This is a genomic window from Alteromonas sp. W12, from assembly GCF_001924945.1.
GTDB lineage: Bacteria > Pseudomonadota > Gammaproteobacteria > Enterobacterales > Alteromonadaceae > Alteromonas > Alteromonas macleodii.
In genome coordinates, this window is sequence record NZ_LQXH01000001.1 from 559,230 (window position 1) to 586,124 (window position 26,895).

Below are 26,895 nucleotides of genomic sequence, written 5' to 3' on the forward strand. Positions count from 1 at the left end.
GTTTGCAGAAAATTTATTAGCGTCTACTTTTTAAAAGTAAGAAACGACACAAATGTCGCTTAGTATTTATATAGTGAGATGCATATATGAAGTTGATAAATTCAGTGCTTTCCAAGGTTGTTATTGGAGCAACTGGCGCTGTGCTAGCTCATGCTGCCATTGCTCAAAGTAGTGGTGTTGGTAACTCTCCAGTCAGTTTGGAAGACTATGTTCGCAAGGTAGTCAACGAAAACCCAGAAGTGCAAGCCAGCTGGCGTCAACTTCAAGTGGCTATGTCAGACGTTGATATTGCTCGTGGCGGCTTTCGCCCTCAGGTCGATGTGTTGGCATCAAGTGCTTATACCGATAGAAATTACGGGCTAGATCGGGAGTACATGGGACATACTGCGCAAATCGCCTTAACTCAGATGCTGTACGACGGTTTCTTAACAAGCAGTGAAGTTAAACGTTTTAAACAAGCGCAAGTGGTACGCTTTTTCGAACTAATGGGTGAAGTAGAGCAGAAATCTCTGGATACGGCTCTCGCCTACATGGATGTAAAGATGTTTCGTGAGCTCTTAAAACTCGCTGAAGAAAACTTAATTACTCATGTGGACGTGTTTAAACAAATTGAAGAAAGTGTAGAAGCAGGTGTAGGTCGTCGTGCCGATTTGGAACAAATTAGCGGCCGTTTGTCTCTGGCTGAGTCTAATGTGCTTACCGAGCTGTCTAATTTGCACGATGTTACCGCGCGGTTTTTACGGTTGGTGGGCGAGAAGCCAGCGAATAACTTGCAGCCGGTAACGTTAAACTCTGCGTATGTTGATGCTAGTGTTACTGATATTCAAACCTTACTCACTAACGCCTACGGCACCAACCCCCAATTCAATGCTGCTATTTACAACATTGATGCCCAGCGTTACGCCGTGGACAGTGCAAAAAGTCTTTATCATCCACAAGTTAATTTAACCGCAAGTTACGGCGCACAAACGCGAGACCAAGCTGCGCTAAATAACACCATTACTGAAGCCAGTGTTGGCGTTAACTTTTCTTATAACTTGTATAACGGTGGTTCGGACCGCGCAGCGATTCGACAAGCATTATCACAGGTAGATTTAGCAAAAGACTTGCGGGATAAAGCCTGTATCGATATGAGACAAACGGTACAAATTGCTTATAACGATATTATCAATATTACTGAGCAGCTACCCTCACTGAATGCCCACCGCCTGTCTTCAGACAGAGTAAAGTCTGCATACATGGATCAGTTTACCATTGGTGAACGTTCCCTATTAGACTTACTCGATTCCGAAAACGAGTACTACGAATCTAGTCGCGCATATTTAGAAGCACAATACACCTTAGAAAAGGCGCGTGTAAGACTGCTTGCGGCCTCGGGTAGCTTGGCACAAACGTTAGGAATTACAAAAGATGGCGTGCCTGATGTACTGAACAAAGCTGAAGAGAGAATAAGCTACGACCCTAACTACGTTTGTCCGGCCGTTCGTACAAACTTCGAAGATGAACTTAATATTCTTAAGCGCGACACAGATGGCGACGGCATTGTGGATTTGTGGGACGACTGCGTCGATTCTACACCAGGTGCCATGGTCGATGACTTTGGTTGTGAAGCCAAAGAGCCTGATATGGCGCCAGAACCAAGTGCTGCAGATTTTACGTTAGATAATGCGAAGATAATCAATTCTTTCAACGTCAATATCGAATTTGCGTCTAATTCTACCGAGGTTTTGCCTGAATATGAGAACTCGCTTCAGGATGTCATTGAAGCCTTAAACAATGACCCAAATTCAGGGGTGATTATTCATGGTCACGCCTCTCTAGATGGGGATGCAGCCTACAACCAGCGGTTGTCTGAGCGCAGAGCTAAGGCGGTTGCGTCGCTGCTTATGAATAAAGCGAACATAGAAGCTAGAAGAATTACTGCGGTTGGTTACGGAGAGAGTCGTCCGCTGGTTGATGAAGAATCAGACGCGGCGAACGCCCGTAATCGCAGAATTGAAGCGGCTATTATCCAGCTTCCTTCTAACGAATAGCAATGTGTAGGCCTATATGAAGGAAAAGAAGGTCGTAGACGACATATCCTATTTGGAACAGCAAGGAGGCGTATTGATGGATTGTTTGATTACGATCTGTCATGCGCACCATCTGGATGTATCTCGAGTCAGCCTGCTCAGTGGGCTTCCCTTAGATAGCGGCGAATTATCGCCCACAGGATTTGAGCGTGCAGCTAAACGGGCGGGACTCGCCAGCAGAACGGTTAAGCGCGATTTAGACCACATTAATACTGCGCTTTTGCCCGCTGTATTAGTCTTAAATGAAAAGCAAGCCTGTGTACTACATGGCTTAGAGCCTACCCATGCAAGAGTTTCGTATCCAGAACTAGATGACGCCGTGGTTGAAGTTCCCAGAGATGAACTTGCTGCCCGTTATACTGGGTACATCATATTTGCTCGTCCAGAGATGCATGCGCAAGAAACTAATGCGCAAATTGACAAATCCTCAGTAGGGCATTGGTTGTGGTCATCTATTAGATCTGCGAAAGGGTTATATCGGGATGTACTCCTAGCCTCTGTTTTTATTAGCCTGCTTTCCATTGCCCTGCCTCTTTTTGTAATGAATGTATACGATAGGGTGGTGCCAAATGCGGCACTGGAAACCTTGTGGGCGCTGGCAATCGGCGTGCTTTTAGTTCTCGCGGCAGATTTTTTGTTACGCATGCTTCGGCAGTACTTTGTAGAACTGGCGGCAAGTCGGCTAGATGTCACGCTTTCTGCAAAAATTATGGAAAAAGTACTGTCTATAAATTTGGCCAGTAGACCAGCAAAAAGCGGTTCCTTTATAAACAGCTTGCAATCTTTTGAGAGTATTCGGCAGTTTTTTGGTTCTGTAACGCTGGTGGCATTGGTTGATTTGCCATTCGGGCTTCTGTTTGTCGTTATCATAGCCATGATCGATTTTTACTTGATCATTCCTATTCTTATTGGCGCCACCGCGCTTTTCCTATACGCCATGAAAGCGCAGCGCGTAATGCGTTCTCTTTCAGAAGAGTCGATGGAGATTAGCTCTCGAAAAAGCTCCCTCGTTACCGAAAGCGTGACTTCTTTAGAGGACATTAAGGCTTTTGGTTACCAGAGCCGAAACCAAAGTGCGTGGGAAAAACAGACGATATTTCTAGCCAAAGTTAACGCCAAGCTGCGTTTGGTTTCGATGTCGGTAAATAATGCTGCACTTTGGGTTCAGCAGTCAGTCGGCGTTGTAATCATTTTAACTGGTGTATATCTGATCATTGAAGGTGTAATCACCCAAGGTGGATTGATTGCTGCCTATTTATTGTCTAGCCGAGCTATGGGGCCGGTCTCCCAGGCTGCGGCTTTATTGGCGCAATACCATCACGCTGAGACGGCGAAGAATGCCCTTGACGATATTATGTCTTTACCGAGTGAGTCAGGCAGTAATAAGCAGATAAAAAGTAATATTGTGCTTAAGGGGAATATTGATGCAAGCCAGCTTTGCTTTAAGTATCCGGATGAAACCGTACTTGCACTCAAAGACATAAACTTCTCAATTAAACAAGGTGAGCACGTAGCGATTTTGGGCAAAAACGGATGCGGAAAATCTACCTTGAACAAACTGCTTATGGCCTTTTACCGCCCCGAATCGGGTCAGTTGCTCATGGATGGTATAGACCTTCAGCAATACGACCCGACACTACTTCGCAAACAGATAGGTTACGTGCCACAAGACGTCAGCCTTTTCTACGGTTCATTGAAAGACAATATTATGTCTGAAGATTTACATATCGATGAAAGTGACTTTTGGGAGGTACTGACTCAGTGTGGTTTGGCTAAACTTGTTAATGGTAATGCCAACGGGATAGAGCAAAATGTAGGTGAGCGAGGTAGCTTACTTTCTGGTGGTCAGCGACAAGCAGTAGCGATGGCTAGAGCCATAGTGCGAAACCCTGCGATATATATCATGGATGAGCCTACCTCAGCCATGGACTCAACAAACGAAGCGCAGATGAAGGAAACCATAAAAGCAGCGACATTCGGCAAAACACTCATCATCAATACTCATCGTACTACGCTGCTTGACCTTGTTGAGCGCGTGATTGTTGTCGAGAACGGAAAAGTTATTGCTGACGGTAAGAAGGAAGATGTACTTGTTCAGTTTAAACAGCCAAGTCAAATACTTAAGAGGGCGCCATGATTTTAAACAGTGGTGGTGAGAAAAAAGACTGGTTGCAGCGGTTAATGCGAGGTTGGTTAGCGCCACCTCCAGGTCAGGACTGGGTATTGGAAGCCGAGTGGTCACGTATAATGCAAACGCCGGTGAAAGCCCGTGGGCTTTTGTATTTGGTATCACTAGTTTTATTTCTTTTGGTTGTGTGGTCGTATTTTGCAGAGATTGATGAAGTTGCCAAAGGCGATGGTAAAGTCATACCGTCACAGCAACTACAGGTTCTCCAATCCTACGACGGAGGAATTGTACAGGATATATTAGTACGAGAAGGGCAAACGGTTGAAGCTGGGCAAGTGTTATTAAAGGTTGATCCTACCCGCTTTTTGTCAAGCCTTGAAGAAAATACAACCCAGTTTGCGGCGCTGGCGGCGAAAGTGCAGCGCTTATCTGCGCTTACCCAAGGTGACGTGTTGCGGTTTAATCGAGAACTTCGCGAACAGGCTCCAACGATCGTTGATAACGAACGCAAGCTCTACAATTCCAACTTGGCGGAGCTTGATGAAGTTGCAGCAGGATCGGATTCTCGTATTATGCAACGCCGTCAAGACGTGGAAGAAGAGCGAGCGAATCTTTCCCAGTATCAAAACGTTTTGTCCCTCTCAAAGAAAGAGCTCTCTGTGACCAAGCCATTACTTGCATCAGGTGCTGTGTCGGAGATTGAAATCCTTCGATTGGAACGTCAGATAGTAGAGCTAGAAGGAAACATCACCAAGTCCAAGGTAGCGATTGAGCGTGGGTTAAACGCCATCGAAGAAGAAATCATAAAGAAGGAAGAAGCGCGTCTTAAACTGGTTAATCGATGGAACCAAGAATTGACCGAAGCCACCGCCGAAATGGCGACATTGCAGCAGTCTCAAACCAGTTTAGAAGATGTGGTGTCACAAGCAGCGCTGAGATCGCCAATCAATGGTACGGTGCAGCGCTTGCTCATCAATACCATTGGTGGGGTCATTACTCCAGGCAGCGCGGTAGTGGAACTCGTTCCTCAAGATGATCAACTTATTGTTGAGGCAAAGGTCTCGCCTAAAGACATTGCGTTTATTCGAGAAGGGCAGCAGGCCATCTTAAAATTCAGTGCTTATGACTTCACTATTTATGGCGGTATGTCCGCTGAAGTCCGACATATCAGTGCAGACGCCATTACCAACGAGAAAGATGAAACCTACTATTTAGTCAGGCTTGAAACGAAGAAAAGCATTGCTGATGAAGCGTTAGATATTTTACCTGGAATGATCGTACAGGTAGACATATTGACGGGAAAGAAAACTGTCCTTAACTATATATTATCCCCTCTGTTCAATGTTACAGCCTCTGCGCTGCGGGAGCGTTAAATGAGACATTTCATTGCCGAGAAAGATTTGCAAGGGGCGCTAACCCAGTATTCGTGGACCAGCTATAGTCGGGTTGATCAACTAACATGTGATCAAACTGATTGTATATGGATATTGGCAAGCGATGAGAACTGGCGGCAACAGCTAATTGAAGCCAAGCAAAAAGTAACGCAAGTGGTATTACTGACCTACAAATATGACCGTTTAGAGATGCAAACAGCGCTGATGCTAGGCGCTAGGGCGTATTGTCACGCATTAGGAACCCAGTCTCTTTTATCTTCGGTAGCGAGGGTGATAGAAGCCGGAGGCATGTGGTTACCTAATGAGTTACTTTTAGTGACAACATCTAATGTGGCGGTCAATCTGCAGTCTAAACGCGTGTTACCTGCTTTAAGTGGCTTAACGAACCGCGAAAAGGACGTATTGAGCGGCATTTTAGATGGGTTAAGCAATAAAGAAATTGCAAGAGAGCACGGTATTACTGAGCGTACCGTTAAAGAATATGTGGGTACGCTCTTACACAAATTTGAGGCAAAGGACCGAATCAGTCTATTACTTCGACTTGGTGAATTTAGTCATCTAAAAGATGCTCTATAACTTCCATGTGTGATACAACGCCGTCAATACCAAGTTCTATAAAGAGCGCTTGATGGTCAGAGCGTTTAACGCCGTCGGCGTATACTTTAATACCGAAAGTATGCGCCAGTGAGCAGAAGCCTCGAAGGAAAGCGTGATTAGCAGGGTTGAAGTCTATGTCGGCCATAAATGCGGAATCAATTTTCACATAGTCTAGCCCCATCTCTTGCACATCTAACAGTTGCGAGAACGATTCGCCTACACGTTTAAGGCCTATTTCGCATTCTTTAGCTTTAAGCGTAGTGCAAAAGTCGCTAAATTCGTCAGGGAAACGTGTTGCTGTAGATTCCCTTACTTCGAAGCACAGCTGTTTAGCTGCTTTTGAGTTGGTACCTATTTGATAATAAAGCTGTGCAAGGGTTTCAGGGTCTAGCATGAACTGTTCAGAGCAAAGAAAAGCAAACTTTGATTCTGTGCCAGAACGGTTAATGTAATCAATAAGGTGAATAATGGTTGTCAGTTCTAACTGTGGCAACAAACCTAAGTAACGTGCCCAGTGGGTATAGAAGCCGCTCTTTCTAAGCTCGCCGTCTATGTTCACCCCAGCCCAGCTTTGGTAATGAACCAAATTTCTGTCTATATCGAGCACTGGGAAATTAAATGTTTCTACATCGCGCTCATCGATAGCACGTTTGAGCTCTTGCTCCCATCGCTTCTCTTCCACAAGTGAAATGAATTCTCTTAGCGGGGCCTCGACAAACGGTTCGTCCATTTCATCCGATTCGGCTTCATCTATCATTGCATCAGCGCGCATAAGTGCGTTTGAAAAGCTGTCATCCGGTCGTAATTTCACAACCGACTGAAAGACTTGAGGGTCGCCATCGCGACTAAATGTACTTAAACACGCACCGTGTAATGCTTCAGATATAGTAACGGCATCGTGGGTTTCGGTGAGGAGAATAGCAAATTCATTCTTTTGCATTCTAGCAATACGACTATCGGTGAAAAGGTGATGATGCATAGAAAGGCAATCATTAATTTCTTCAACGAAGTCGCGAATACGATTTTTACGTATATTAGCCGGGGAGCGCAAGAAACCTTCGCCCTCAGTAAATCTCACAAAAAAGACGCAGTTGACGCCTTCTGTATCGCGAAAGGCAAGTTGGCCTTTTAAAATCGATATAAAATAGTCCCTGTTGGCGACACCTGATTCGTCGTCGAATTGGGTTTTATAGCGCATGAGATCAAGGCGGGTATTCTCTTCCTCCATGATCTTCTTGGACGTTCTCGCTAAGAAATTCATCGCGCGAACCACACGTTTGAGTTCTAGCGTGCGAGGTTCGGGCAGTTGAACAAATTTCATTTCACCAAAAGACTCGGCTTGATTAACAACGCCATCCAGAGGTCGAATAATAAAACGAAGTGCCCACGCGCCTATTATTCCTGAGAAGATACCTACAAGGGACAGGCCAAAAATGAGCCGTTGAGTAGCGCGCCACATAGATGCGACGGCGAAGCTGGTGTCGGTTTCAACATATATCGTACCGTACTGACCCCACCCCTCGCTAACCTGAGCAATACCTGGATTGACATTCGGTGAGAAATTGTTTGCAAACCATCTGGGCGTGTCTTCATCTAATTGCACTTCGTGGGTGTGGGCAGACACAATTTCGCCGTCCGCTTTTTGAAGTACAATTGTTGCGTAGTGTCCTATATCGAATTGGGACATGATGAAAAGGTCTAAAGATACGGGGTCTTTTTCTAATCCACTTAGCGTTAACGCCATCATACTTGCGTTATCTAAGTTTTTTGAGTAAAGCTGTTCTTCTACGTATTGCTTCGTAGTAATTCCATGAATTGTCACGCTACCTGCAATTGCAACAAGGACAACGACTACAATGGCTAGCCATAATTCTCTTGTTATTGACATAAACTCCTAGGACCTTCTGCTAATCCCCTCTTGCTTCATGCGCTCAATAACGTCACGCCACCTAGATAGTCTACTGGTAGACGAAGAAACCTGTGCCGTTTTGCCTGGTTGCCAAATACCTGAGTCGTTAAAACTAAAAACAGGTATTAGGTCTGTGCGCTGTGAGCCGGGTAATACATTAGACACTAAGCTGTCTAGCACAAGGGGATCCGATGAAGGGGAGTCATAGTATCCTAAAACCATATGTGCTTGTGTTACTCGACTTCTACCAATCTTCGCTTTTACATAAATTAGGCGAACTTTAGAACTATCGATACCTAAGTGTAGCAGAGCTACGTATTTTGCAATGGCATAATCCTCACAATCTCCGCGAGAATGGCCAAAAAGTTCAGAAGGGGTTGCCCAGTAGTCTTTTTCTTTAAACACAATATCGTCAGTAGCATACTGAATATGCTCATCAAAGAAAGCGTTTACACCAAGCAATTGATCTTTGACACCCTTACTTTCAAGAGCGTGTAGGGCAGCTTCTAGCGCTGCAACGTGTGATGCTTTATCAGCTCCAAATTTATTTTTTACTTCCTGTTCAAGCTTTGGAAACTCGATTACATACTGATCCTTCATTTGCTGTCCAGCCAGTAGCAGGGCCACTAATGCTAAGCAGTGCGACGCAAATAGAGAAAGGGTCATAACTTCATTATTTTAGTTATACTAAAGTATAGGTGAGCGTAACCGTCTTCACCTAAAGTTTAAGTATAATTTGCTATACGTAGTTATAGGTATAACATGGCTGTGCTGATAAACCAACCATGATTTCGAATGCTAAAGTGGAAATCGAGAAAGACTATTTTTTTACTACAAAATCGTGTTCTTGAATGTTTGCGATAATTCCTGCACCTTCGTTTACTACTAGAGACGAATTACCGTAGGCACTACTCACTACAAATTTGCCAGGATATAGCGAGTACTGTAAGTATTTACGGCCACGGTTATCGACAATCTCTTTAGCTTGATAAAGGTATAGTTCATCTTTTTCAGAAATGCCATTGTCTCTGCCTAAAGATACAGAAATTTTATCGCCGGCAACATTAATCACTCTACCTGTCATTGGCTGGCATGCAGTGGCTTCCTTTATGTCTTCAATCGCTTCTGCTATTGTCGCGTTGACAGTTTGCCCATAAAGCGACTGCCAAAATTTTGTCGAAAACTCATCAACATCTTCGAATCTGTCGAATGTCCATTCTCCTTGATTCTGATAAGACTTAGTCAACAACAGGCCTCCATTAATGCCGTCATAGACCTGAATGGTCATAGCAAAGGAGCGTCGAGAAGTACCCTCACGCCACGGTGTAAAAACCGAAGCCTCTTCCCGTGTCACGCTTAAATCATCTATCATGCCCACCAGCACAAATTGAGTATTACTTTGCGCTGAAAGCGTGCGTACATTTTGGTCAGTATATCGACTGTCAAATTTTGCAGTATGTGGCGCGATATAGATAATATCTAGGTTTTCAGTTTTATTTCGCATGGCCTGCGCTAACTGCTGGGTGAATGAAGCATCGAAGTTGGGAATATTACCCTGTGTTAGCTGCGCTCTGTTACGTACCCTGAAATGTGTGGTAGCGAAATGTTTTTGGTCATTTTGTGCGGCACACACTTTTCCTCTTGGAAAAATGTCAGCGCGAATACTTACCGTAATCACATCGCCGCTATAAACTTCATCAACCAGTTCCAGTTGTTCAACTTCGCCGGTAGAGCGAATGGTCATCTCTTCATTTTTAAGAAGACCATTTGTAAGCTTGGCGACACTATGAACTGATGCGCCTGCAAAAAGCATGGCTTGCTTAAGTGCCTCTTGGGTAGCCGCATGTCTGGCAGTTTCCTTATCACCATTTCGCACCACAGCCTGTCCTGTAGCCTCGTACCACACGGCATTTGCTTGCCCAACGAAAAATGCAAACAGGCAAATTACCGCCACGACAGCATTTAAAATAGTTACCAGCGTTGTTTTGCTAATATGTCGCACCGCACACCTCTGGAGGTTTTTGTCTAACTGCGCTATGCAAAGCGCCCGGTTTATAAAGCGAAGTATGCGAAAAGAGTGCCAGTTGATGTGGTTTCGTCGCCATTAAATCAATCGGGCGCATATCTTGCACATATCTTGCAACGCGTATCTTGCAAAAGGTTTGTAAAAAGCGTCAGTTTAAATACGTCAAAATCTGCTACCGCGAGTATGGCAGTATCTCGTAGTTACAAGGCTGCCACCGACGAGAGCAGCGTAACTACACATTTTATTTTATTAATAATGCAATTTGGAAATGAAACTATGTGCTTGAAAAAAATACATAAATCAAAATCGCTGCTGCTGTCTTGCTTTCTTGGTTTAGCAATAGGCACTGGTGGATGCGGCATTATTGATAAACACGTTGAGTGGGAAACAATAGAACCAGAAAGCTATCCCGTGCTCAAGGCGGTAGGCTATGCGCCAATTTCTTCTCAGCATGGCGAAAGCGACAGCATGAAGCTTATAATGGCGATGAAAGCGTCAAAATTAGATGCATACCGAGAGCTAACTGAACAAGTCTATGGTCAAAAAATTGAAGGCAATCAGTCTCTGTCTCACTTAGTTATAGATAGCGAAACATTGCGAGCATCTGTAGAGGGGGTCATTAGAGGCGCTGAAGTCGTAAAAGCCTATCCAGTAGGTGAAGATACATACGTCACCGAACTCGCTTTAGATATGCAGCAGGTTTACGATATATATCTGTCGACCGCAAAACCGCGCCGAGTAAAGGATGTTAAGTATTATTAAACGTTAGCTAAAGGGGAGTTTGCGCAAGTGGCTGTATCGTGAAGTCTTAAAACATGCGCAAATTCACAGAGATATAATTTACTTTTACCGGTTAAGGCTTAATGGTTAAAGCTCGCTGAGTGGGGTTTACTGAAATCGCAAAAAAATTAGGCGCTCACTCCCGACCCTAAAGTCCCGCCTTTCGGCTTTCCTTTTTTGTCATAGGTGAGCGATTCTTTGGCACGAACTTCCATCATCAAGTTACGTAAGTGTGTGAGGCGTAGCTGTCCTTGCTCTACGGCTTTTTGATTGACCTGCGTGCGGTATTTGCAATCGTCCAGAAGTTTCTTTGCATTAGCCATTAATGCTTCATCTTCTTCTGACATTGAGCCTTGATCGCTAATTGTGCGCTCAATGCTTCCATCGAGAGCCTGGATAGACGTTAACAGTGCTGTCTTTTCGTCTAATAAGTTCATTAAAGATTCTGCGTCTCGCGAACTGATAAGTTGCAATTCTTTTTCAAGCAATACGGCAAGTGAAGACAGTTGCTCCACTTGCTTTATTAGTGCTTGTGTCAATTGGCTTGCTTGTTCAGTCACGTTAGCTCTCTTCTGGTTAGTTACGAGTTTTGTCGCTCACTATTTAGCGCCAAAAATCTCACCTTCTAGTTTTGCAATCTTGTTGGCAAGCACTTCAGGATTAACTTTATACTCGCCACTTTGAATCGCTCGCTTAAGGCGATCGACTTTATCTTGGTTCACAGGCGCTTCCGAACCTTTCTTCTGAACCTGGTTGAGCTGCTGAGCAGATTGCGTCAACGATACAGAATCCTGACGCGGAACTGATGCGGTTTGCGCAGCCTGTGTTGATGCCTGCTGTGGAGATTGCTGCGTTTGGTTTTGCTGCGCAACCTTTCCATTATCAACGGGTGTTTTCGGTAACCCATTGTTTATATTGTTAATTGCCATAATTAGTCCTCACTACTTTTTCGCCTCTGTAAAGTGTATCGGCCTTTTGGCTAATTTCTTTAGCTAAATTGTGAACAAAAAAGTAGATATTCGCTGCCTCGTTTATAAGTGTATCACGACTTCTTCAGGGCTTGCGACTCTTGCTATCACCGCCTTTTGGCTACTGGCATTAATTACCTTAATATTGTCACCAACAACACCGTCTTGCTGAGCGATTCCGGCTGTTTTCACTTCCATACCTGCTACCTCAGCAGTTATGGTAATTCTGTCGCCTTTGCACACAAAGCATAGCATATTTGACTGTATAGCTTGTCCGTCAGTCACTCGGCGTTTTATTCTAGCCCCAATAAGCGCTTCTAGCTCAGTAAATGCGGTATGGCGCAATCGTCTTACATCAACTTTTGCCAGAGAGAGATTCGATGATGTTAGTACGGTTCCTGGACTTATTGCGCCTTGGGTGACAACAATTTCTTTGGTACGCGTTACTTGCCCGCTGGTAAAAAGGTACCATTCATTATTTCTACAGCTCACTCTAACTGATATATACGATTGGCTCAGCGCTTCTTGCGACGCATTGTATTCGAACCCAGTTGGGCAGTCAGGAATATTTATCCTATCGTCTATCTTCACAATAGACACATCAATGCTAGTATCCTGCGTATTATCAGCAAGTTGAGTTATTAGGTATTGTTTTGCGCCTTCTTCAACCTGTTTGTGATTGGTTTGTGTCGCCAAGCAGTTCATAGAAAGCACACTGAAAACGGTCAATGACAGTAATCGTGTGAATGTAAGGCGCGTTTTAGCGTTCATATTTTTCATCATGACTTTTCGTGTTCAGTTTACAAGTTATTGACTATGCTTAATACGGCCGGTTTGCTTAGTGCAAATAAATAACAGCCAAAGTAAATCCATAAGGTTTACAAGCACGAGCGTCAACGCAGGATCATTGATTAAGTTAAGGTATAAACCCTTACTAAAGACTGAAAAATGCTATTTAGTGTCATTTTTCTGTCGTTTGACCTGCAAAAATTTAGTGATATTGTCTATCTTTATCATAAGAGGCAATGATCATGCCCAGTATTACTTAGAGGTGACCTATGTCGGGGATTTTAGATTCAGTAAACCAGCGCACGCAGCTTGTTGGGCAGAATCGCTTAGAGTTGCTGCTGTTTAGACTGAACGGCCGCCAACGCTTTGGAATTAACGTTTTTAAAGTGCGGGAAGTGCTTCAGTGTCCTCCGCTAACAGCAATGCCGAAATTAAACCCGTTGGTTCGTGGTGTGGCGCACATCCGTGGTCAAACCATATCGGTCATTGATTTAAGTATGGCAACACGCGGCCGTAAAATTGAAGATCTCTCTAATGCCTTTATTGTCATTGCGGAATATAACCGTTCAGTTCAGGGCTTTTTGGTGGGTGCCGTAGAGCGTATTATCAACACCAATTGGGATGCGATCATGCCGCCACCTCAAGGTACCGGCAGAGCAAGCTATTTAACGGCGGTGACTGAAGTTGAAAATGAACTTATTGAAATTCTAGACGTTGAGAAAATTTTAAATGAAATTTCTCCGTTGAATGCCGAAGTAAGTTCAGAGGTGGCAGAAGGTCTGACAACCGAAGGCCAAGAAAACAAAATTATCTTTATTGCAGATGACTCTGCGGTAGCGAGAAACCAAGTTAAAAAGGCCCTAACTTCACTAGGCTTAGAAATTGAGCTAGCTAAAAACGGTCTTGAAGCATTAAACAGGCTTAAAGAAATTGCGGAAGAGTATGGCGATGTAACGAACCGTGTAGGCGTGCTGGTCTCAGATATCGAGATGCCAGAAATGGACGGCTATACACTAACCGCCGAAATTAAGAATACGCCTGAACTTCAAAAGCTTCATGTTGTATTGCATACGTCGCTCAGTGGTGTCTTCAACCAAGCTATGGTGCAGAAGGTAGGGGCTGATGACTTTATCGCGAAATTCCACCCCGATGAACTTGCTACCGCGGTACAAAAGTGGCTAATGACTGAGTGCGAATAACGGAGCAAGATTGGATTGGCTAATAAAGACGTTTCGCCAGCAAGTTACCTCAAATTTAGAGAGTTTTTGGAAAAGCAATGCGGCATAGTATTAGGTGATAATAAACAATACCTGGTGCGCAGCCGTTTAGCTTCATTACTCTATAAGCATAAGTATGAGTCTGCTGACGAACTGATTGACGTGGTTGTGAAAGGGTTCGACAGAACTTTACTACAGAACGTTATTGACGCAATGACCACAAACGAAACGTTGTGGTTTCGAGACAACTATCCCTTCGATTTACTTGTAAAAGAGTTACTACCAACACTATCGGCAAAAAATCAGAAGCTTCGCATATGGAGTGCCGCTTGTTCGTCTGGACAAGAGCCTTATTCTATTGCGATGTCTGTACTTGAATATCAGCGCCAAAGGCCAGGTGCATTAAGAGCGGGTGTTGAAATTGTTGCTACAGATTTATCGTCAGAAATGCTGCAAAAGTGTGAGTTAGGTATTTATGACGAACTGTCCCTTGCAAGGGGATTGTCCCCGCAAAGGAGACAGGCCTTTTTCCAGCAAAATGATAGCGGGCTTATGCAGGTAAAACCCGACGTTCGTCGGATGGTAAGCTTTAGAAGTCTAAATTTACTTTCGAGCTATGCAGCACTTGGCCGCTTTGATATCGTTTTTTGCCGTAATGTTTTGATTTATTTCTCGGCCGAAGTAAAACAACGCATCCTGCAACAAATTGCCGGACAGCTGCAGCCTCAGGGTGTGCTTTTCCTTGGCGCCTCAGAATCAATCAGCGCTGCAAGTGATACCTACAGTATGGTTAAGTGCCACCCTGGCCTTTACTATCAAAAAAAATGATCTAACTTATCGGCCTGATAAATAATACTTTTTTTACGATCAGGTCGACACTTTTGACTTACACCCTCCGTCAAAATCTCATTATGGCATTTGCCTTGCTAACTATTTCTACAAACGACAGTAAAACGGCAAGATTCGATATTTAATTGTCCGCTTACATTGTCACCACGAACAAATTTTTAGTATGTCAGAGGTCATGTTATGGCTATTAACCTAGATAAGCTGGTTGGCTTTCATGAGTCAGCACTCACTATACGCACAGAGCGTATGGAAGTGATTTCTGGAAATCTAGCGAACGCAAACACGCCTGGTTATAAAGCGCGGGACATTGATTTTAATAAAGCAATGCAGTCGGCTATGCGAGAAGCATCTGGTGGTACAGCCAATCACGCTTCTTCAGGAATGGTGCGGACAAATGATCGCCACTTAAGCGGCAATTCTACGTCAGTAGCGGCAAACTTTGACATGCAATACCGCATCCCAACACAACCAGACACTGGCGACGGTAACACGGTTGAAGTTCAAGCGGAAAGAAATCGGTTTTTAGACAATGGATTGCGCTACCAAGCCAGCCTAGAATTTTTGAACGGAAAAATTAAAGGCATGAAAAAAGCGCTTAGCTCAGGAGGTCAGTAGTCATGAGTTTATTTAATGTAATGCAAATTTCGAGTACGGGTATGGAGGCGGAGAATGTACGTCTTAATACTACGGCAAGTAATATTGCCAACGCTAACTCGGTTAGCAGCAGCTATGACGAAACATACCGAGCTCGCCATCCAGTTTTCGCTACGGCGTTGCAAGATGCAATGCGCGACCAGTCGAAAGGTGCAGGTGTTCAAGTAAAGGGTATTGTAGAAAGTGATGCTCCTTTGCAAGTGGAGTATTCACCTAACAACCCGATGGCAGATGAAAATGGCTACATCTATAAACCCAACGTGAACATTGTGGAAGAGATGGCGAATATGATGTCAGCGTCCAAAGCGTATGAAACTAACGTGCAGGTTGCGGACACCACAAAGCGTATTTTCCGTCGCGTACTGCAGCTAGGTCAAGGGCAGTAACTTGCCGCTTGAATAATGTGAGGATTACTCAGTGAATACCATAAACAATACTGGCTTAAATACTGATCTGTATTGGCAAGAGGAAACCGTCAAAATAGCTGACGGCACCGAGCAGCAGTTAACCCAGGAAGATTTCTTCTCAATGTTAACTGAGCAGTTAGCCAATCAGGATCCCACTGCACCCGTTGATAACGATCAAATGGTAGCGCAGATGACATCATTTACGATGGCCGACGGTATTTCCCAGCTTAACGAAAAGTTTGAGTCGTTTGCAGCTTCAATGACATCGAATCAAGCGTTACAAGCTTCTAGTCTTATCGGGCAAAACGTGCTGGTTCAAGGTAACGTGGGTTATATGGCCAATGAAGGCGATGGCATTTCGGGTGTCATCGTGAATGAAAAAACAGTTCAGAATATGACGATCACTATTGAGAATCAGTTTGGTGAAGTCATAAAAACCATTGATGCAGGCACACAAAGCGCTGGCAACATTGAGTTTGAATGGGATGGCAAAGATAAGCATGGCAACCAGATGGCACCGGGTGAATATGTTATCAGTGCCACTGGCGAGTTGAATGGAGAAGGTGTTCAGCTGAATACCGCCGTTAATCGCCATGTTGGAAGTGTAAGCTTGGCTGGTAGTGGTCAAGGCGTAATTTTGAATTTGGATGGTGATGTCAGTATCAATCTTGATGACGTCATTCAAATCGGCAGTTAGTAGGAGAATCAATAATGTCTTTTAATATTGCACTGAGTGGCGTATCAGCCGCACAAAAAGATTTGGATGTAACCGCCAACAACATCGCAAACGTAAATACAGTTGGCTTTAAAGAATCTCGCGCTGAATTTGGCGATGTTTATGCGGCATCACTGCTTTCAGGTGGCAAAACTAAAGTAGGTGACGGTGTACTCACTCAAGAAGTTGCTCAGCAATTTTCTCAAGGTAGCCTTCAGTTTACCAATACCTCGCTTGATTTGGCGATCACAGGTAATGGTTTCTTTGCGACAGTACCTGAAATTACGTCTCGCGACTTCTCGTTCACACGTGCGGGTCAGTTCAAGTTAGATAGCGACAATTTCGTGGTTAACAGTAACGGCGATAACTTATTGGGTTTCCCCGTTAACTCTGATGGTACAAGTGCCTCGGTAGCACTTAGTACTACAGAGCCAGTACGTATCCCAGATTCTTCGGGTTCTCCCGCACAAACCACAGAAGTTGACATTCGAATGAACTTGCCTGCTGGTGATGCAGCCCTAGATCCACAAGATTTTGACCCTGAAGATCCGCTTACCTACAACGCAGCAACATCGGTAACCGTTTACGATTCGTTAGGTGATAGTCACGTAATGACCTATTACTTCATAAAGGATGCGACACCGGGTGTTGATAATGAGTGGTATGTTGCTACTGCAGTAGATGACCAATTGGTGGACATGGTTGACGAAACCGGTACCGTACCTGGAACGCCTGTAAATTCGGTCGGTGGAAACACGGGGAACACGGTAACGGCATCGAAACTTATCTTTTCTTCTGGTGGTGATTTCGTTGGTATGGAAACGCCAAGCGGTAACCCTACCTTAGACTTTAAAATGCAGACCGAGGCACTGGGTGCGGGGATTTTGGCTAATGGGTCAGACGCATCTCAGCAGATCAGCATCGATTTTAATTTAGACCCTACCAGCGCAACACCGAATGAACCGTCGCAGTTCGCCTCTGCGTTTGAAGTTACTTCATTAGAACAGGACGGTTTGCCTGTAGGTCGATTAACAGGTATCGACATTGGTCCGGATGGCTTGGTTCGCGCGACGTTCTCTAATGGTACGTCTGAACCTATTGTTCGTGTCGCTTTGGTTCGCTTTTCTAATGAACAAGGCCTAACTCAAGAGAGCAGTACTCAGTGGAAGGAAAGTATTCTTTCTGGTGAGGCACTAGCGGGTGAAGCAACAACCGGTACTTTCGGCGAAATTAACTCTTCGGCGCTAGAACAAGCTAACGTTAACCTTACCACTGAGCTCATCGACATGATTATCGCTCAGCGTAACTTCCAGGCAAACTCGCGTGCGCTTGAAGTGAACAACTCGCTAAACCAGACTATCCTTAACATTCGATAGCTTGCAGTAAGCTACATTAGCAGGTTGCTAAGCGGCAAATTTTAGGCGCGGAAAACCGTACCTATTTGACCCGATTTAGAAAGGTCGCAACAATGCGACCTTTTTATTTTTCTATATATATCAATTCAATACCGCCCTTATTTTTCAATTAGACTAAATATCTACAGATTGGCACTGCCTTTGCAAAATCTTGTTTAAGGTTTAATCAGAGTCAAAAGTCAGTCATGGACAAACTTCTCTATATTTCAGCAAGTGGCGCCTCCCAAGACCTACTCGGAACAGGGATTAGGGCCAATAACTTGGCTAATGCACAGACAACGGGATTCAGAGCGCAGTTAGAGCAGGCAAGGTCAATGCCGGCCTACGGCGAAGGTTTGCCGACTCGCGTGTTTTCCATGACAGAAAGCCCGTCGAATAATTACGAGTCGGGTCCGATGATTAAAACAGACCGCGACTTAGACGTAGCCATCCAAGGTGATGGTTGGTTCGCTGTACAAGATCAAAATGGTCAAGAAGCTTACTCGCGTGATGGAAATTTCAAGTTAGGCGATGACGGAATTTTGACAGATATCCACGATCGCGTCGTGCTTGGTGACAATGGGCCAATATTCCTTCCTGTTCCTTTAGATAACCTCAATATCGCCGCCGATGGCACGTTGTCGATGAGACAGTTAGGTGCCCCTGCCAATGTTATTGAAGAAGTGGGGCGGCTTAAATTAGTTAGTCCAAACTATGCAGACATGGAACGTGGGAACGACGGCTTATTTAGAATGGAAGATGGCTCAATAGCGCCAGCCAATGCCAACGTAAAAGTAATGTCGGGCATGCTTGAAGGTTCCAACGTCAATGCGGTTGACGAAATGGTGGACATGATAAGTCTGCAGCGTCACTACGAGCTTCAAGTCAAAATGATGAAGCAAGCAGAGAAACTAGATCAAAGTGGCAATGCGTTATTACGCATTCTGTAAACGAATTTTTATCATCGTTGCCCCATGAGCAACGTCGGAGGTTAACATGCATCCAGCACTATGGATAAGTAAAACCGGACTAGACGCCGCACAGACCGATGTGGCAGTGGTATCTAACAACCTAGCCAATGCGTCAACAGTGGGCTTTAAAAAAGACCGCGCGGTGTTTGAAGATTTGCTTTATCAGAATATCAATCAGCCAGGCGGTCGTTCGTCTGCTGACACAGAGCTACCTTCTGGGCTTATGCTTGGTTCAGGCTCGAAGGTCGTTGCTACTCAAAAAGCACACACGCAAGGTAACCTGTTAACCACTGAAAACGCGCTTGATATGTCAATTCAAGGTCGTGGTTACTTTGAAATATTGCAGCCAGACGGCACCATTGCATATTCAAGAAATGGTCAGTTTTCACTGAACGACCAAGGCCAAATTGTTACTTCGGGCGCGGGCTTTTTGCTTCAGCCTGAAGTGGCTATTCCCGAAGATGCGCAACAAATCACAATTTCTCAAGATGGTGAAATTAGCGTGAGCATACGGGGCCAAGCTGAACCGCAGGTACTCGGTCAGCTTAATATTTCTGACTTTGTTAACCCAACCGGATTACAACCAACCGGACAAAACCTTTATGTAGAGACAGCGTCAAGCGGTGCACCTATTCAGGGGATCCCTGGTCTGCAAGGTTTGGGTTATATCTCACAAGGCACGTTGGAAACGTCTAACGTAAACGTGACCGAAGAGTTAGTAAACCTTATCGAAAGCCAGCGCTTGTATGAGATGAACTCAAAGGTTATCTCATCGGTCGACCAAATGCTTGGTCAGGTTATTCAGCAACTTTAGTAGGTAGCATCATGCGTATTTTAGGTTTATCTGCTGCACTTCTGATACTTGGCGGTTGCGCCAGTACAAACGAGCCTCCCGTTCAGGCAAACGACCCGTCGTTTGCACCGGTAGTGCCAGATTACCCGCGTGAAACGGTAGTAGAGGATGGCTCGCTTTTTCGTTCGCAGCTTGCTAACAACTTATATTCTGACGTTACTGCAAGAAGAGTCGGTGACATCATCACTGTAACGTTAAGCGAGAATACCCAAGCGAGCAAATCAGCCGACACTAGCACAGCGAAAGATTCAAACGTCAATCTTAACCCTATTACCGGGCTTGCTGGGCAAGCGATAAATATTGGCGGAGAGTCCGTACAATTGGGAATAAGTTCATCCCGAGATTTCTCCGGTGATGCCACAGCTAATCAAAGCAACAGCTTAAACGGTGCTATCTCCGTTACTGTGGTCGACGTACTTCCTAACAGCAACCTTGTTATTCGTGGCGAAAAGTGGCTAACCCTGAATCAGGGCGATGAATATATCCGTCTTACCGGCATCATTCGTCCGGCAGACATTAGTCCCGAGAATGAAATCGTGTCCACTAAGGTTGCAAATGCGCGTATCCAATATTCGGGTACGGGAAGTTTTGCGCGAGCACAAGAAAAGGGTTGGTTAACCAAGTTCTTTGATTCTGCTTGGTGGCCTCTTTAGGTTTTAGGATAGGAGAGTGAACATGCGTTTGTTTTCAGTAGTATTAGCCGTTTTCACAATGCTTTTATCTTTACAGGCAGGTGCGCAGCGCATTAAAGATGTAGCGAGTATTCAAGGCGTACGTAGTAACCAATTAGTGGGATATGGTCTTGTTGTAGGTTTGCCTGGAACGGGTGAGCAAAGCCCGTTTACCGAACAAAGTTTCAGAACCATGCTGCGCAACTTTGGTATCAGTCTTGACGCTAACACCAAGCCAAAAATACGAAACGTGGCCGCAGTGGCGGTACACGCCGACCTGCCTGCTTTTGCAAAACCCGGACAAACCATTGATATTACGGTTTCTTCAGTTGGCGAGGCGGCCAGTCTTCAAGGCGGAACGCTGCTCCAGACGTTTCTTCGCGGTGTTGACGGTAAAGTCTACGCTGTAGCGCAAGGCAGCTTAGTCGTGAGCGGGTTTGGCGCACAAGGCGGTGATGGCTCTCGTATTGTCGTTAATACGCCAACGGTAGGCAGAATTCCAAACGGTGCGATGGTAGAGCAATCTGTACCAACAGGCTTTGCCAATGGCGATACGTTAACGCTTAACCTCCATTATCCAGATTTCTCAACAGCCAAGTCGCTTGCAGATACGATCAACGAGCGCTTAGGTGCACAGCCGGAAAATGGCTATGTTATTGCTAAGCCCATTGATGCAGCGTCTGTTCGCGTGTCGGCCCCGCGAGATGTCGGTCAGCGCGTGGGCTTTTTGGCTACCTTAGAAAACTTCGAATTTACACCAGCTGATGCGCCAGCGCGTGTGGTAATAAACAGCCGCACAGGCACCATTGTTATTGGCAGTGACGTTCGCTTGTTACCAGCAGCAATTACTCACGGCGGGCTAACGGTGACCATCTCTGAAAATCAGCAAGTTTCTCAACCTAACGCGTTTGGTGAAGGGCAGACTGCCGTTACCACTCAGTCGATTGTTGATGTCGATTTGGCAGATAGCCGCATGTTTAAGTTTGAGCCAGGCGTTACTCTGGACCAGCTTGTGCGCGCGGTAAATGAGGTGGGCGCTGCGCCGGGCGATTTAATGGCAATTTTGGAAGCATTACGTCAAGCAGGCGCATTGCGTGGAGAGCTCGTTATTATTTAAAACGAGCAAAGAGCATTTACGAGACGTTAGTAAAATAAAGTCACAGCGGAATAAGCACGATGGAATCACTTAGCACAAAAAGTCAGCTTGATATGGCTCGCAATGTCCACGATATGGGCAGCATAAACAAAATGCGTGAAGCCATTGCGTCGGGCGACGAGACGGTATTGCAAGAAGCTGCCCAGCAGTTTGAAGCGATATTTGTGCAAATGATGTTGAAATCAATGCGTAAAGCACAAGATGCCCTTGCTGACGAAAATAGCCCATTTAATTCACAGCAAGTTAAGTTTTATCGTGATATGCACGACCAACAGCTAGCGACAGACCTCACTTCCGGTGGCGGTTTAGGTCTCGCTGATGTCATTGTTAAACAGTTAGGTCAAACTGAGGATAGCTATACGCCTGCCAGTGTAATCAGAAGTGACGGAGACTTATCATCACTTAACAGAAACCGTGTGTACAACGTAACTGAGGCGCAGGATATTGCCCTTTCTTCACAGTCTATTCGCAGCCAGTCAGCACAAAAAGATGCCATGTTCGAAAGTCCCGAGCAGTTTGTAGAGAGCCTAATGCCAATAGCTGAGAAAGTGGCAGCAAAATACGGAATGGATCCTAAAGCAATAATTTCCCAAGCCGCGGTTGAAACCGGGTGGGGCAAATTTGTTATCCATAAAGCGGATGGGGAAAGCTCGCACAACTTATTTGGCATCAAAGCAAATAAGGGATGGCAAGGAGAGCAGGCTGTAGTCGACACGTTGGAATTTAACAATGGACTACCCCAAAAACAAAAGGCTGCTTTTAGGTCCTACTCGTCAGTAGAAGACGCAATGGAAGACTATGGACGCTTTATCACATCACAGCCTCGCTACAGCCATGCTGTCGAGAATGCTTCTGACGCGGCGCGCTATACCCAGGCGCTTCAAGAAGCGGGCTACGCTACCGACCCTGAATACGCGCGCAAGATAATGGCAGTGTATAACAGCGATCGTCTCAGCACGTTAATGCCATAGCATTGGAGATTACATTGTGAGTTCTGTCGATTTATTCTCATTAGCCACCAGTGGTGTTAACGCCAGTAGTAAGCTATTACAAACGACCAGTAACAATATTGCCAACGTCAACACGCCAGGCTATGTTCGCGAGCGCACTGAGCTTCAAAACAGCCAAGTCTTTGGTGTAGAAATCGGCAATACCGAACGTATCATCAACGTATTCGCTCAAAACCAATTGCGCAGGGACATTACTTCTGTCGGCGAGCTTGAGGCATTCTCTAGTAAAACAGCGGCCATTGACAATCTATTAGCGAGTGAGGCTAACTCCATCTCCCAAGGATTGAGCGAGTACTTCGCCGCGTTGCAAACAGCTGCTGACGATCCTACTAACCTGGCGTCTCGCGACCAAGTGTTAGGGAAATCTGAGTCTTTGTACCAACGAATGAAGACATTGTCTGATTATATGTTGGAGAAAGAAGAAGAATTAAACCTAGAGTTCACGTCGATGGTGAACCGAGCGAACACCTTGATTGGCAATATTGGCGATCTAAACCGCAATATTGTTATTGCCAATGGTAACAATACTAGCGACCAGCCTAGCGCATTGCTTAATGAGAGAGATCAAGCGATAGACGAGCTCGCTTCAATCATGGGAATAACAGTTAAAGAAAGCACCACGCAAAATGGAGCGGTAACAATTAACCTGACTTCTGGTGAGTCGTTGGTATTAGAAAATGGCGCATTTAATTTATTTGAACTGAATACCAATGCTGACTTAACGTTCAAGCAGCTTAAACTAGAAACAAACTTTGGCTCACAGACAAAAGCTGATGCCTCAATACGTATCGTAGAAGATGATTTAGGTGGCGCACTTGGCGGTTTATTCGGGTACAGAAACGAAATTTTAGGCCCTGCAATGCGGGATGTTGGTCAGCTATCAGTAGCATTCGCCGATGCAATGAATACGCAAAATAAATTGGGGATGGACTTAGACGGCCAACTTGGTAGCAATATTTTCGATATACCTTCGTTTCGCGGATTAGCATATAGCGATACCAATGGTGACTTTGTTGTAACTGCACAAATTACCGAAGGAAAAGGTGCAGAGCTAACGGATGCTGACTACAAAATTGAGGTTACGGCAGTAACTGCGGGCGTGCCTAGCCAAATAGAAATTACGCTATTAAATGCAGATGGCACACCGAAAAAAGACGCTTCTGGCAATGATATTATCTATTCCAATTACGCGGTTACAGCTGGGTTTAATGAATTGCCCGGTGGTATTGAAGTTGATTTCTCAGGAACCGATCCCTATACCGTGGGTAATGAGTTTCTCATTCAGCCAACTAAAGATATCGCGTCTAAGATTACACTAGAGACAAATCGCCCTGAAGATTTAGCGTTTGCAAGCCCGGTGAGAGCAGGAGCAAATAATACAAATTTGGGAAGCGCAAATGTCATTGACGTTACGGTATCTAACACAGAAGTCGGCGCTTCTGCTTTTGACGGAGCGGGTGGGCTGTTAAATTCAGCGCCAGCTCAAATTAACTTTACGGCCGCAGATACATACGACGTTGTAGATGGAAGCGGTAATGTTTTAGCTACAGTAACTGGCACAACTGATTTAACTAACCTCATTAGTCAAGCGGGAATAAGCCCAGATCCAGGCTTTGATTTGAGTTTGGATGGCGTGCCAAAAGCTGGGGATAGTTTCTCGATCAGCTATAATACAGATGGCTTTAACGATAACAGTAATGCGCTTAATTTAGCGGCTATTCAAAACGAAAATACGGTGCAAGTGAGCAGTGAGGCAACGAATACACCACGTACCTTCCAAGATGCTTATGCATCTATGGTTGGCCGAATTGGTGAAGATGCCTCGATGGCAAAAGTAACACTTGCTTCAGCGGAAGCCATGAAGGTTCAATCGCAGAATTGGTTTGAGTCTGTCTCTGGCGTTAGCTTAGACGAAGAAGCCGCAAATTTAATAAAGTATCAACAAAGCTATGCTGCCGCAGCGCGAATTTTGTCTACGGCGCAAGAATTGTTTAATACCATTTTGCAGTCAGCAAGGTAGGTGAGTTATGCGTATATCAACGAATCAAATTTATGATCAAAACATGCGCTCGATTATGCAAAATCAGGGCGATTTGGCAAAGACTCAAGAGCAGCTAGCTTCTGGAAAACGCATTATCACTCCGAGTGACGACCCCGTTGGTGCGGCAAAAGTATTACGTTTAACCGAAGAAATCGATGAGCTAACCCAATTTCAGCGCAACAATGATCTAGTAACAGGTTCGCTCGAACAGCAGGAAGCGGTATTGACGAATATTACCAATTCGGTTAACCGTGCTAGAACATTAATCGTTCAGGCGGGAAATGGCATTTTGGATGATCCTGACAAACGAGCTATCGGGTCAGAGTTAGAGCAAATTAAGCTCGAAATATTTGATTTGATGAACACGCAGGATGCAGATGGTAATTACCTGTACGCAGGTTATCAATCTGGCAATCAAGCATTTACTTTTAACCCGGCTTCGGGAGGTAATGCAATATCCTTTTCAGGCGATGCCGGCGTAAACTTCATTCAGCTTTCAAATAGCTCGAAGATTCAGTCTACCAGTAACGGGTATGAAGTTTTTGAGAACGTACTATCTCGTTTCAACTTTTCAGTAACAGCGAATACAGTAACCTCGTTAGAGGGAGCGACAATTAAGGAACAAGGTACTTTCGATACCTTTTTTAATAATAATTATGATAATGCTAACCTAACAAACAACGACTTTAGGGTAGATTTTCTCGGAACAGGTCAGGCTCAGCTTGTTAATCAAAACAGTGGTGCAGTTATTGAAACGGTAGGCTACACCTCAGGAGAGCCCTTTACGCTGAAAGGTATGCAATTTGAAGCTGTTGCGTCACCAGGCGACTCGATCAGTTTTTCTCTAGATCAACCTGAGAAAAAAAGCATGGCACAAACAATCCATGAAGTGCAGTCTTTACTATCAGACACTTCAATTAATCATGGAGCGCTACAGGATGCTATCGCCGATGCATTGGTAGGTCTGGATAACGGCCTAGAGAAAATATCTCTAGAGCGCGCTTCCTTGGGAAGTCGCTTGAATATCGCTGAAAGTACTTATGAAAGTAACCTAGACATGGAAATTGCAGCGAAAGCCCAGCGCTCTTCAATTCAAGATGTTGACTACGCTGAAGCATCGACTGAATTTGCGAAACAGGAAACCGCGTTAAGTGCGGCACTAGCAACATTTCCGCAAATTTCCAACCTTTCCTTATTTAACTACATTTAGTCCGGGTTAAAGTAACGACTTAACCCCACCAATTTTGGCTACATAGACCCTAGCCTGATTATCTATATGGCTTGAATAGTAAGACATGTAAAGTAGATCATTATCTAATATCAGGCCAGGATAACTTGTATCACCGCTACTGGGCATTGTTAGTATTTCGGTTAGTGTTTTATTTGTCTTATCGAAATGCCAAAGTCGTGTCGAAAACTCTCTGGTTTCCCAGTTCACATGCCGACCAGCAACAAGGAATGTTGTTTTAGTGAGCGCTATGGCACAAGGCCCACCAATATAAATTCCCAAGTCATGCCAGAACCACTTTGTATAGGGAGGCGTAGATGTGCCAAATTGAGCAGAAAATGTATCGGCATCTCGTCTTAAAAATACTGTTGCTTCACCGTCGTGGTCAAACAAGAGGGCGCTTTCATTTGGGAATCCCTTGTTATTTTTAGCAAGACCGAAAACGTTTGGTTTGTGGACGCGCATTGCGCGGGTGGGGTCGCCTTCGTAAAGCGAAATGTAATCAGCGGGGCGGTGATAAGCAAAGCCGAATGCCTTGTTGTTTATCCATTGCGGCTTCCATATCCACCAGCCATCATCGCCGAACCAGTGTTTGCTAGACCAAGATTGTCCAGTTGTGGAGAAAACACTTAGCATCTTAGTATGTGCTTGTTCATTTTCATCAATTGTCTTAGCGAAGGCCGTTACTATTGCTCTTTGACCGTCGTACATCAATTTAGGATCTCTTAAATCGGTACCGAGCTCTTTAATCAACACTTTGTTGATCACTTCTAACGTTTCTTTACGCAAAGTAAGGATAACAATAGCGCCATCTCTGCTCACATGATCTGTTGCTTGGCGATAGCAGCACAGCAGTGAACTGCTACTTTTGTCGAAGGGATTCTCCATCAAATCAGTAAAGGCTGCATGAACTGCAGGTGGTGATACACGACTAATTTCAACTATTTGAAGTTTTTGTTTCAATTGAAATCTCCTTTAAAAATCTGATGGTTACTGAAAGTTCTTGTCTCGTCGAGCGGCAACATATTACCGCTAATCGGCAAATATCGTAATTTTTTCTAAAGAG

At 44.7% G+C, this 26,895-nt stretch carries 25 protein-coding genes; 18 read left to right on the forward strand and 7 right to left on the reverse strand.

The genetic code is table 11. From position 1 onward, the window contains the following. Positions 1-86: 86 nt before the first annotated feature. From AWH61_RS02230 to AWH61_RS02245, 4 genes are all read left to right on the forward strand, one after another. On the forward strand, positions 87-2,033 hold the full coding sequence (locus AWH61_RS02230) for a TolC family outer membrane protein (RefSeq protein WP_075176121.1): 1,947 nt from the start codon (positions 87-89) through the stop codon (positions 2,031-2,033). A gap of 76 nt (positions 2,034-2,109) precedes the next feature. Next, positions 2,110-4,209, forward strand: coding sequence for a type I secretion system permease/ATPase (locus tag AWH61_RS02235; protein WP_075176122.1), 2,100 nt, complete (start codon positions 2,110-2,112; stop codon positions 4,207-4,209). Continuing rightward, positions 4,206-5,573: an HlyD family type I secretion periplasmic adaptor subunit gene (locus AWH61_RS02240; protein WP_039224798.1), complete on the forward strand. Its 1,368-nt coding sequence runs from the start codon at positions 4,206-4,208 to the stop codon at positions 5,571-5,573. Before AWH61_RS02235 ends, AWH61_RS02240 begins: the two co-directional genes overlap by 4 nt. Next, on the forward strand, positions 5,574-6,170 hold the full coding sequence (locus AWH61_RS02245) for a helix-turn-helix transcriptional regulator (RefSeq protein ID WP_014948583.1): 597 nt from the start codon (positions 5,574-5,576) through the stop codon (positions 6,168-6,170). Here the strand turns inward: AWH61_RS02245 and AWH61_RS02250 are convergent. The 3 genes from AWH61_RS02250 to AWH61_RS02260 form a co-directional block, all read right to left on the reverse strand. After that, a complete protein-coding gene (locus AWH61_RS02250; RefSeq protein ID WP_075176123.1) occupies positions 6,145-8,079 on the reverse strand; it encodes a bifunctional diguanylate cyclase/phosphodiesterase in 1,935 nt (644 codons plus the stop codon). The genes AWH61_RS02245 and AWH61_RS02250 overlap by 26 nt on opposite strands. A 6-nt stretch (positions 8,080-8,085) precedes the next feature. After that, complete coding sequence (locus AWH61_RS02255) at positions 8,086-8,700, reverse strand: transglutaminase-like cysteine peptidase (protein ID WP_249922589.1); 615 nt, start codon at positions 8,698-8,700, stop codon at positions 8,086-8,088. A gap of 220 nt (positions 8,701-8,920) precedes the next feature. Next, a complete protein-coding gene (locus tag AWH61_RS02260) occupies positions 8,921-10,102 on the reverse strand; it encodes a flagellar assembly protein T N-terminal domain-containing protein (RefSeq protein ID WP_075176125.1) in 1,182 nt (393 codons plus the stop codon). Positions 10,103-10,402: 300 nt separating this feature from the next. On the opposite strand from AWH61_RS02260, the gene AWH61_RS02265 reads away from it, so the two are divergent. Further along, on the forward strand, positions 10,403-10,888 hold the full coding sequence (locus tag AWH61_RS02265) for an LPP20 family lipoprotein (RefSeq protein WP_075176646.1): 486 nt from the start codon (positions 10,403-10,405) through the stop codon (positions 10,886-10,888). Positions 10,889-11,034: 146 nt separating this feature from the next. Here AWH61_RS02265 and flgN read toward each other — a convergent pair whose 3' ends face one another. The 3 genes from flgN to flgA form a co-directional block, all read right to left on the reverse strand. Beyond that, positions 11,035-11,466, reverse strand: a complete 432-nt coding sequence (flgN, locus tag AWH61_RS02270) for a flagellar export chaperone FlgN (RefSeq protein WP_039234146.1) — start codon at positions 11,464-11,466, stop codon at positions 11,035-11,037. Between the two features lie 39 nt (positions 11,467-11,505). Then, positions 11,506-11,835 (reverse strand): flagellar biosynthesis anti-sigma factor FlgM, encoded by a 330-nt coding sequence (gene flgM / locus AWH61_RS02275; RefSeq protein ID WP_014948589.1) that lies wholly within the window; start codon positions 11,833-11,835, stop codon positions 11,506-11,508. Between the two features lie 102 nt (positions 11,836-11,937). After that, entirely contained in the window at positions 11,938-12,654 is a 717-nt protein-coding gene (flgA, locus tag AWH61_RS02280) for a flagellar basal body P-ring formation chaperone FlgA (protein WP_014948590.1), read from the reverse strand. Between the two features lie 278 nt (positions 12,655-12,932). Here flgA and AWH61_RS02285 point away from each other — a divergent pair, with 278 nt between their 5' ends. The 13 genes from AWH61_RS02285 (at position 12,933) to flgL (ending at position 25,811) form a co-directional block, all read left to right on the forward strand. Continuing rightward, entirely contained in the window at positions 12,933-13,862 is a 930-nt protein-coding gene (locus AWH61_RS02285; protein ID WP_014948591.1) for a chemotaxis protein CheV, read from the forward strand. Between the two features lie 15 nt (positions 13,863-13,877). Further along, the gene (locus AWH61_RS02290) at positions 13,878-14,708 is read left to right on the forward strand and encodes a CheR family methyltransferase (protein ID WP_014975874.1); all 831 of its coding nucleotides are present in this window, start codon (positions 13,878-13,880) and stop codon (positions 14,706-14,708) included. Positions 14,709-14,909: 201 nt separating this feature from the next. Further along, positions 14,910-15,344 carry a flagellar basal body rod protein FlgB gene (gene flgB, locus AWH61_RS02295; protein WP_014948594.1) on the forward strand — a complete coding sequence of 145 codons (435 nt, stop codon included), beginning with the start codon at positions 14,910-14,912 and terminating at the stop codon, positions 15,342-15,344. Between the two features lie 2 nt (positions 15,345-15,346). Then, positions 15,347-15,769: a flagellar basal body rod protein FlgC gene (gene flgC, locus AWH61_RS02300; RefSeq protein WP_012517627.1), complete on the forward strand. Its 423-nt coding sequence runs from the start codon at positions 15,347-15,349 to the stop codon at positions 15,767-15,769. Positions 15,770-15,800: 31 nt separating this feature from the next. Beyond that, positions 15,801-16,487, forward strand: a complete 687-nt coding sequence (gene flgD, locus AWH61_RS02305; RefSeq protein ID WP_012517628.1) for a flagellar hook assembly protein FlgD — start codon at positions 15,801-15,803, stop codon at positions 16,485-16,487. Positions 16,488-16,501: 14 nt separating this feature from the next. After that, positions 16,502-17,881 carry a flagellar hook protein FlgE gene (gene flgE / locus AWH61_RS02310; RefSeq protein ID WP_075176126.1) on the forward strand — a complete coding sequence of 460 codons (1,380 nt, stop codon included), beginning with the start codon at positions 16,502-16,504 and terminating at the stop codon, positions 17,879-17,881. A 224-nt stretch (positions 17,882-18,105) separates the two neighbouring features. Further along, positions 18,106-18,849, forward strand: coding sequence for a flagellar basal body rod protein FlgF (locus tag AWH61_RS02315; RefSeq protein ID WP_012517630.1), 744 nt, complete (start codon positions 18,106-18,108; stop codon positions 18,847-18,849). 46 nt (positions 18,850-18,895) lie between these two features. Beyond that, the gene (gene flgG / locus AWH61_RS02320; protein WP_014948598.1) at positions 18,896-19,684 is read left to right on the forward strand and encodes a flagellar basal-body rod protein FlgG; all 789 of its coding nucleotides are present in this window, start codon (positions 18,896-18,898) and stop codon (positions 19,682-19,684) included. 11 nt (positions 19,685-19,695) lie between these two features. Then, positions 19,696-20,376 (forward strand): flagellar basal body L-ring protein FlgH, encoded by a 681-nt coding sequence (flgH, locus tag AWH61_RS02325; protein ID WP_014948599.1) that lies wholly within the window; start codon positions 19,696-19,698, stop codon positions 20,374-20,376. A gap of 22 nt (positions 20,377-20,398) precedes the next feature. Continuing rightward, positions 20,399-21,511 carry a flagellar basal body P-ring protein FlgI gene (locus AWH61_RS02330; protein WP_014948600.1) on the forward strand — a complete coding sequence of 371 codons (1,113 nt, stop codon included), beginning with the start codon at positions 20,399-20,401 and terminating at the stop codon, positions 21,509-21,511. Positions 21,512-21,570: 59 nt separating this feature from the next. Next, the gene (gene flgJ, locus AWH61_RS02335) at positions 21,571-22,521 is read left to right on the forward strand and encodes a flagellar assembly peptidoglycan hydrolase FlgJ (protein ID WP_075176127.1); all 951 of its coding nucleotides are present in this window, start codon (positions 21,571-21,573) and stop codon (positions 22,519-22,521) included. Positions 22,522-22,537: 16 nt separating this feature from the next. Next, complete coding sequence (gene flgK / locus AWH61_RS02340; RefSeq protein ID WP_083605846.1) at positions 22,538-24,580, forward strand: flagellar hook-associated protein FlgK; 2,043 nt, start codon at positions 22,538-22,540, stop codon at positions 24,578-24,580. 7 nt (positions 24,581-24,587) lie between these two features. Further along, positions 24,588-25,811, forward strand: coding sequence for a flagellar hook-associated protein FlgL (gene flgL, locus AWH61_RS02345; protein ID WP_075176129.1), 1,224 nt, complete (start codon positions 24,588-24,590; stop codon positions 25,809-25,811). Positions 25,812-25,817: 6 nt separating this feature from the next. Here the strand turns inward: flgL and AWH61_RS02350 are convergent, their stop codons facing one another. Next, positions 25,818-26,792, reverse strand: coding sequence for a hypothetical protein (locus tag AWH61_RS02350; protein WP_075176130.1), 975 nt, complete (start codon positions 26,790-26,792; stop codon positions 25,818-25,820). Between the last annotated feature and the right edge of the window lie 103 nt (positions 26,793-26,895).

What these genes read in the sequence shown, in the direction of transcription:
- AWH61_RS02230 (WP_075176121.1), top strand. Translation starts at nt 87, where the DNA reads ATGAAGTTGATAAATTCAGTGCTTTCCAAGGTTGTTATTGGAGCAACT.
- AWH61_RS02235 (WP_075176122.1), top strand. Translation starts at nt 2,110, where the DNA reads ATGGATTGTTTGATTACGATCTGTCATGCGCACCATCTGGATGTATCT.
- AWH61_RS02240 (WP_039224798.1), top strand. Translation starts at nt 4,206, where the DNA reads ATGATTTTAAACAGTGGTGGTGAGAAAAAAGACTGGTTGCAGCGGTTA.
- AWH61_RS02245 (WP_014948583.1), top strand. Translation starts at nt 5,574, where the DNA reads ATGAGACATTTCATTGCCGAGAAAGATTTGCAAGGGGCGCTAACCCAG.
- AWH61_RS02250 (WP_075176123.1), bottom strand. Translation starts at nt 8,079, where the DNA reads ATGTCAATAACAAGAGAATTATGGCTAGCCATTGTAGTCGTTGTCCTT.
- AWH61_RS02255 (WP_249922589.1), bottom strand. Translation starts at nt 8,700, where the DNA reads ATGAAGGATCAGTATGTAATCGAGTTTCCAAAGCTTGAACAGGAAGTA.
- AWH61_RS02265 (WP_075176646.1), top strand. Translation starts at nt 10,403, where the DNA reads ATGTGCTTGAAAAAAATACATAAATCAAAATCGCTGCTGCTGTCTTGC.
- flgM (WP_014948589.1), bottom strand. Translation starts at nt 11,835, where the DNA reads ATGGCAATTAACAATATAAACAATGGGTTACCGAAAACACCCGTTGAT.
- flgA (WP_014948590.1), bottom strand. Translation starts at nt 12,654, where the DNA reads ATGAAAAATATGAACGCTAAAACGCGCCTTACATTCACACGATTACTG.
- AWH61_RS02285 (WP_014948591.1), top strand. Translation starts at nt 12,933, where the DNA reads ATGTCGGGGATTTTAGATTCAGTAAACCAGCGCACGCAGCTTGTTGGG.
- flgB (WP_014948594.1), top strand. Translation starts at nt 14,910, where the DNA reads ATGGCTATTAACCTAGATAAGCTGGTTGGCTTTCATGAGTCAGCACTC.
- flgC (WP_012517627.1), top strand. Translation starts at nt 15,347, where the DNA reads ATGAGTTTATTTAATGTAATGCAAATTTCGAGTACGGGTATGGAGGCG.
- flgE (WP_075176126.1), top strand. Translation starts at nt 16,502, where the DNA reads ATGTCTTTTAATATTGCACTGAGTGGCGTATCAGCCGCACAAAAAGAT.
- AWH61_RS02315 (WP_012517630.1), top strand. Translation starts at nt 18,106, where the DNA reads ATGGACAAACTTCTCTATATTTCAGCAAGTGGCGCCTCCCAAGACCTA.
- flgG (WP_014948598.1), top strand. Translation starts at nt 18,896, where the DNA reads ATGCATCCAGCACTATGGATAAGTAAAACCGGACTAGACGCCGCACAG.
- flgH (WP_014948599.1), top strand. Translation starts at nt 19,696, where the DNA reads ATGCGTATTTTAGGTTTATCTGCTGCACTTCTGATACTTGGCGGTTGC.
- AWH61_RS02330 (WP_014948600.1), top strand. Translation starts at nt 20,399, where the DNA reads ATGCGTTTGTTTTCAGTAGTATTAGCCGTTTTCACAATGCTTTTATCT.
- flgJ (WP_075176127.1), top strand. Translation starts at nt 21,571, where the DNA reads ATGGAATCACTTAGCACAAAAAGTCAGCTTGATATGGCTCGCAATGTC.
- flgL (WP_075176129.1), top strand. Translation starts at nt 24,588, where the DNA reads ATGCGTATATCAACGAATCAAATTTATGATCAAAACATGCGCTCGATT.